At 34.2% G+C, this 4,942-nt stretch carries 4 protein-coding genes and 1 pseudogene; 2 read left to right on the top strand and 3 right to left on the bottom strand.

Annotated elements, in window-relative coordinates:
• Positions 1–841: 841 nt before the first annotated feature.
• A complete protein-coding gene (locus MW695_RS21980) occupies positions 842–1,432 on the bottom strand; it encodes a DJ-1/PfpI family protein (RefSeq protein WP_247107604.1) in 591 nt (196 codons plus the stop codon).
• Between the two features lie 153 nt (positions 1,433–1,585).
• A complete protein-coding gene (locus MW695_RS21975; RefSeq protein WP_247107603.1) occupies positions 1,586–2,926 on the bottom strand; it encodes an aminotransferase-like domain-containing protein in 1,341 nt (446 codons plus the stop codon).
• A gap of 119 nt (positions 2,927–3,045) precedes the next feature.
• Between MW695_RS21975 and MW695_RS21970 the strand changes: the two genes are divergently transcribed.
• Both MW695_RS21970 and MW695_RS23120 read left to right on the top strand, forming a co-directional pair.
• Entirely contained in the window at positions 3,046–3,999 is a 954-nt protein-coding gene (locus tag MW695_RS21970) for a DMT family transporter (protein WP_247107602.1), read from the top strand.
• 42 nt (positions 4,000–4,041) lie between these two features.
• Positions 4,042–4,215: pseudogene (locus tag MW695_RS23120) on the top strand (nitroreductase family protein); the annotation flags it as partial.
• Between the two features lie 53 nt (positions 4,216–4,268).
• Here MW695_RS23120 and MW695_RS21965 read toward each other — a convergent pair.
• Positions 4,269–4,835, bottom strand: a complete 567-nt coding sequence (locus tag MW695_RS21965; protein ID WP_247107601.1) for an ATP-dependent DNA helicase — start codon at positions 4,833–4,835, stop codon at positions 4,269–4,271.
• Positions 4,836–4,942: the final 107 nt, after the last annotated feature.

The raw sequence follows: 4,942 nt of genomic DNA, 5'->3' as shown, positions 1-4,942 counted from the left end.
ACGTCTCCATCTCGATAATTTGATTAATATTCGACTCGACCTCGCTTAATCCTAAACGAAGAGCGTTCATCTCCTTTTTTTGTTCTTCCACAAAGCTTTGCACTTCTGAAAGGTTCACTTTTAAATTTGCCACTGTCCACCTCCCAAACAAAGAAAAGATACCGCCCACATGGAAAACGAAACAACCAATTTACTAGACTTCCATACTTCTCTTAATCGGATGTGACTTAAGAAGAAATAACTTCCATATTTGAGGCCTGTATCTACATTTATGACAGAATCATAACTTCTTTCTACCATATACTTCTTATCTGCCACTCAATTACCATTATAATCCATGTTATAATTTAGATTATATAGGTGTAAGTCTCCATTTTGAGAAAAGACAAAAGTCCTAGAAAATACAAATTCAGACTATTAGCAAAACCTATAACACTGACTTCTAATTGCTAAGTAAAATCCTAAAGCTATGATCTTCTACTAACCAACCTGTAGCAGACATCCGACGCCTAACTCTATTATCCACACGGAGCATACTAATAGAAACCTTGAAAAATCATATAGTCGATCAAGGTTTCCAATAGAATGATTATTACCTTTCAACATCAAATGGAAGCTTTACCTAATAACCCTCAAAAGGGCGGCTTGTTCCAACGACTCCTTTAATAATATTCATATAATGCTTAAAAGGTTATTTCACAATAGTCAACTCCTTAGTTTGTGTCAGCATTGTTTGATAGCCATTTATCCACTCTCCTATAAAAATTAAAAATGCCCTCAATTCAAGAAAAATAGCCACACGCCCTTATTAAAATATGGCACCCACGTTATCTTAGCTCATTCACATATAGGTGTCGCTCAAATTACCAACTTGATAATAGGGATACTCCATCTTTCTCTGTACTTGAAGGGCTATCTCACTATTTGTTAACATTTCGACCATGTACAGACCTAAGTCAATTGATGAGGTGACACCTCCTGCAGTAATAATATTTCCATCTCTTACAACACGTGCCTTAATAACTTCCGCACAATAGGGTGTCAATAATTCGTAAGCTGACGAGTTAGTGGTCGCCTTTTTACCATTTAAAAATCCGGCTTCCCCTAACAACAAAGCTCCTGTACAAACGGAAACCTTATAGAAAGCGGTATCTGCGGTTTGAATCCATCCCATGAAGTTCTCATCATACCGAAGTTTTCTTGTCGATATACCTCCTGGAAGAAATACTAGGTCAAATCTTCCTAAATCAGGAAGTACTTCATTTGCTTTCATTTTTAGCCCCCGGTCATCCGTTACTTCCAGCTTATCGGCACAAAAGGCCCACGTTACATTCTCTTTTGCCTTCAGGATTGCCAGCCATGTAATTGCTTCATAAAATCTAGCAAAATCCATACTTGTCATACCGTCAAATAAAACAAATCCTATTTTCATTGTCTTTACCAAACCTTCCTTCACTTAGAAAATAAGAAAAAAAGTACTTAATCATTGATCAAATACTTTGCCCAGGCGTTCGGCATTTGTCATATACTCTCCCCCATGGGCTAAGAAGCAAAGTAAATTAAGAAGAACTTAAAAGAAATATTATTAAAAGTAGATATGTTCATTCTTGTTCAATTCATTTGCGATTTCTTTAATTCCCTCAACGATTTTGTGTTCTTCAATATTAGATACATTAATCTTCAAGATTCTTTCCCGGTAAAATCCATTTAAATAGTTTTGGTTAATGGAATCGAGTAAAACATTTCGCTCCTTTAAATGATGGATAAGTGAGTTTATATCTATCTTTTTTTCCATAGTGATATGAGTGTGCATCACCATTTCGTATGGAATTTTGTACATGGGTAAGTATTTTTTTAAAGACTTTTGAAGAATTTCTGCTCGATCTGTATATGCCTTGCTTACTTGATCCTGATATGCCATGAACATTCCACTCTTTAAATACAGTTCTAAAGCAGCTTGAGAGATCACCGAACTATCAATATCATTAATCCGTTTATACTTCTGAAAAGTATTTTTTAATATGGTAGGGAGGACAATAAATCCAATGCGTAAACCCGGAAACATAATTTTAGAAAAACTTTTCAAATAGATAACACGATCACTTACATCCAATGAGAACAGTGGATCATTTTTTGCGTCTTGTTCGAAATCCGCTATATAATCATCCTCCACAATATACACATCATATTTAGTAGCCAACTTAAGAATTCCTTCCTTTTCCTTTTTATTGAAGGAAGTGCCTAAAGGGTTATGAAATCTTGGCATACAATAAAAAAACTTAATATTGCCTTCTCGAAATATACCCTCTAATTCTTCTAAATCAATCCCCTCAACAGTTCGTCTAATGCCAACAGTTTTTATTTGATTCGTTTGTAAATATTCAAGGTATAAATGATAACTAGGTTGTTCAACAAGAATGTCCGTTCGATTATTCGGGAAGGGCATCATACTTAGGATAGATAAAGCCCTCTGAACACCAGAAGTTATATAAATATTAGAGGTATTCGCAAATACTTGATATGTTTCAAGTAATTTTCTAGCCTCGATAATTAAAGAGGGCAGTCCATTTGGTGTTCCATATTGAAATAAATCTTCCTGATAGGTATCTATAGCCTTGTTAATGCAATGCTGAAAATCCTTGTAGGGGAAATTATGCCAAGTTGGTGATGCTGTTGCAAAGTCAATAAATTCATCCTTTACAGGCTTATGTGCAGTTTGATGATCAATTACATAATAACCACTTTTAGGTATGGAATAAATGAGGTGTTGTTCTTCAAGCATCTTTAAAGCAGTTTGGATGCTACTTATACTGCAGGAGTAATATTGCTTTAATTTTCGAATAGATGGCAACTTAGTACCAGCTGGAATTTCACCAGATTGTATTTGGCGAAGCAGTTCATTGAAAATTGATTCGTACTTTAACATGCTGCAACCTCCCATCATATCTGTACCGATACAGATGCATTTTTTTTATATCGTTTAATTTTTAAGTATCCTTTATGATAACAAGACCGGCCGGATAAAGTGTAAAGGAGATAGGTAAGTTGCTAGGAAAAAGGAAAGCATACAGTGCCGCAACACTCGTTGCAATTATTATCGGACTATCGTTCATGTTTGTCAAAATTTCTTTACTTTTTGCATCTCCACTTGATGCACTAGCTCACCGTTTTACTGTTGCATTTATTGCAGTTACCTTAGTTTTCTTAATAAAAAAAGAATCTATAAAGTTCTCAAAAAGGAATATATTACGAATGGCATTTCTTGCCATCTCCTATCCATTATTGTTTTTTGGATTTCAGGTTTTTGGTCTTGTTTACACTACTTCCTCTGAAGCTGGAATAGTTCAGGCCACAGTGCCAATTTTTACGTTAATATTTTCAAGTGTACTATTAAAAGAAACGTCTACAATTGGCCAAAAAGTTGCTATTACTTTTTCTGTATTGGGAGTCATGTATATGGTGTTTATGAATGGTATTGATGGTAAGGCTATGATGCTATTGGGAATGGGATTAATTTTGTTTTCAACAATTTCACAATCTCTATATCAAGTATTAGCCAGAAAGTTAACACAAGACTATTCACTGTTAACGATCACCTTTTATCTTACATTTTGTGGTTTTATCATATTTAATGGATTTTCACTAACCAATCATTTAATAAATGGGACTTTCAGTGAATTTATTAGTCCATTTGGGCATTTAAATTATATTTTTGCCCTTTTATATTTAGGAGTTTTGTCTACTTTAGTAACATCCTATCTTTCTACGTATTCCTTATCCATTTTACCAGCTTTTCAAATGAGTGTATTTGGTAATTTAACAACAGTAATAACCATTGGGACAGGAATTATATTTTTAGGTGAATCTTTCTTTTATTATCATATTACCGGAGCCGTTCTAATCATTTTAGGAATTTTCGGGGTAAATTACTTCGGACAGAAAAAAGAAAGAAATAGTGAGTTGGAAAAGGTAGCACAGTCAATGTCAATCAAAGCCTAGAGGAAAACTCAACCATAATACTAAGTTTCGAGGAGGATTATTATGTTAACTAAACTATCTGAAAAAGACGTTCTTACGATAAAAGAAGCAATTGAATCTCGCCGTAGCATCAGAAAATTTCTTAAAAAGACTATTTCAAATGAGGAAATTGAAAACATACTAGGACTTGTTCGCTTAACACCTAGTGCTTGGAATATGCAACCATGGCGTTTTCATATAATTACAGATACTTTGTCCAATATCAACCAATCAAGGGGTTTAAAAGCATCTTATAGAACGAAGGGTTTTGATTCGCTTTGTAGTAATTCTTTTAAAAAAGTAAAACGTGGTCGTGGTTTCTCTTTAAGCCCATTTAAAAAAACATCCAGTTCCCCAATAATTATTACTTCCTTCTTTGCTCGTGTGATGGCTGTGTAAAGTAAATTGCGATTTATCATGTGCTTATGGGCACTTGATATTGGCAGTAGTACATGAGGAAACTCGGAACCTTGAGCTTTGTGGATTGAAAAACAGTATGCTAATGCAAGCTCGTCTATCTCTTCTCTAAAATAAACGACCTCATTTTCATTAAAGGATATAATTAACTTTTCTGGTACTTCAATTAGTTCTTCAATTCCTGTGTCCTTATCGATTTTCATAGTTTTAACCGCAGGTGATACACCAACAACTATTCCTAAATCACCGTTCAACAAATTTTTTTCTCTGTTGTTTTTTAATTGAATTACACGGTCACCAACATAAAACGTATATTTGTCATTAGTGAATCCTGTTGAATTAAATGTCTTTGTTGAATAAACTATTTCTGAAAGAAACAAAGTAAGCGTCAAATAACGCACACATTCTACTAATACCCAAGCTATGAGATACTCTTTCTATCAAATAGAAAAGGGTGTTGTCATGAACCGAAAAGACAAGTATGAACGTTGGAAAACACGTATGGAAG

The sequence above is a fragment of the Halalkalibacter sp. APA_J-10(15) genome (genome assembly GCF_023017105.1).
Taxonomy (GTDB): domain Bacteria; phylum Bacillota; class Bacilli; order Bacillales; family Bacillaceae_D; genus Halalkalibacter.
The sequence above is the reverse complement of the archived record's forward strand: the minus strand, read 5'-3'. Positions and strand labels throughout refer to the sequence as shown.

Coding starts and splice junctions, on each gene's coding strand:
- MW695_RS21980 (WP_247107604.1), bottom strand. CDS start 1,432: ATGAAAATAGGATTTGTTTTATTTGACGGTATGACAAGTATGGATTTT.
- MW695_RS21975 (WP_247107603.1), bottom strand. CDS start 2,926: ATGTTAAAGTACGAATCAATTTTCAATGAACTGCTTCGCCAAATACAA.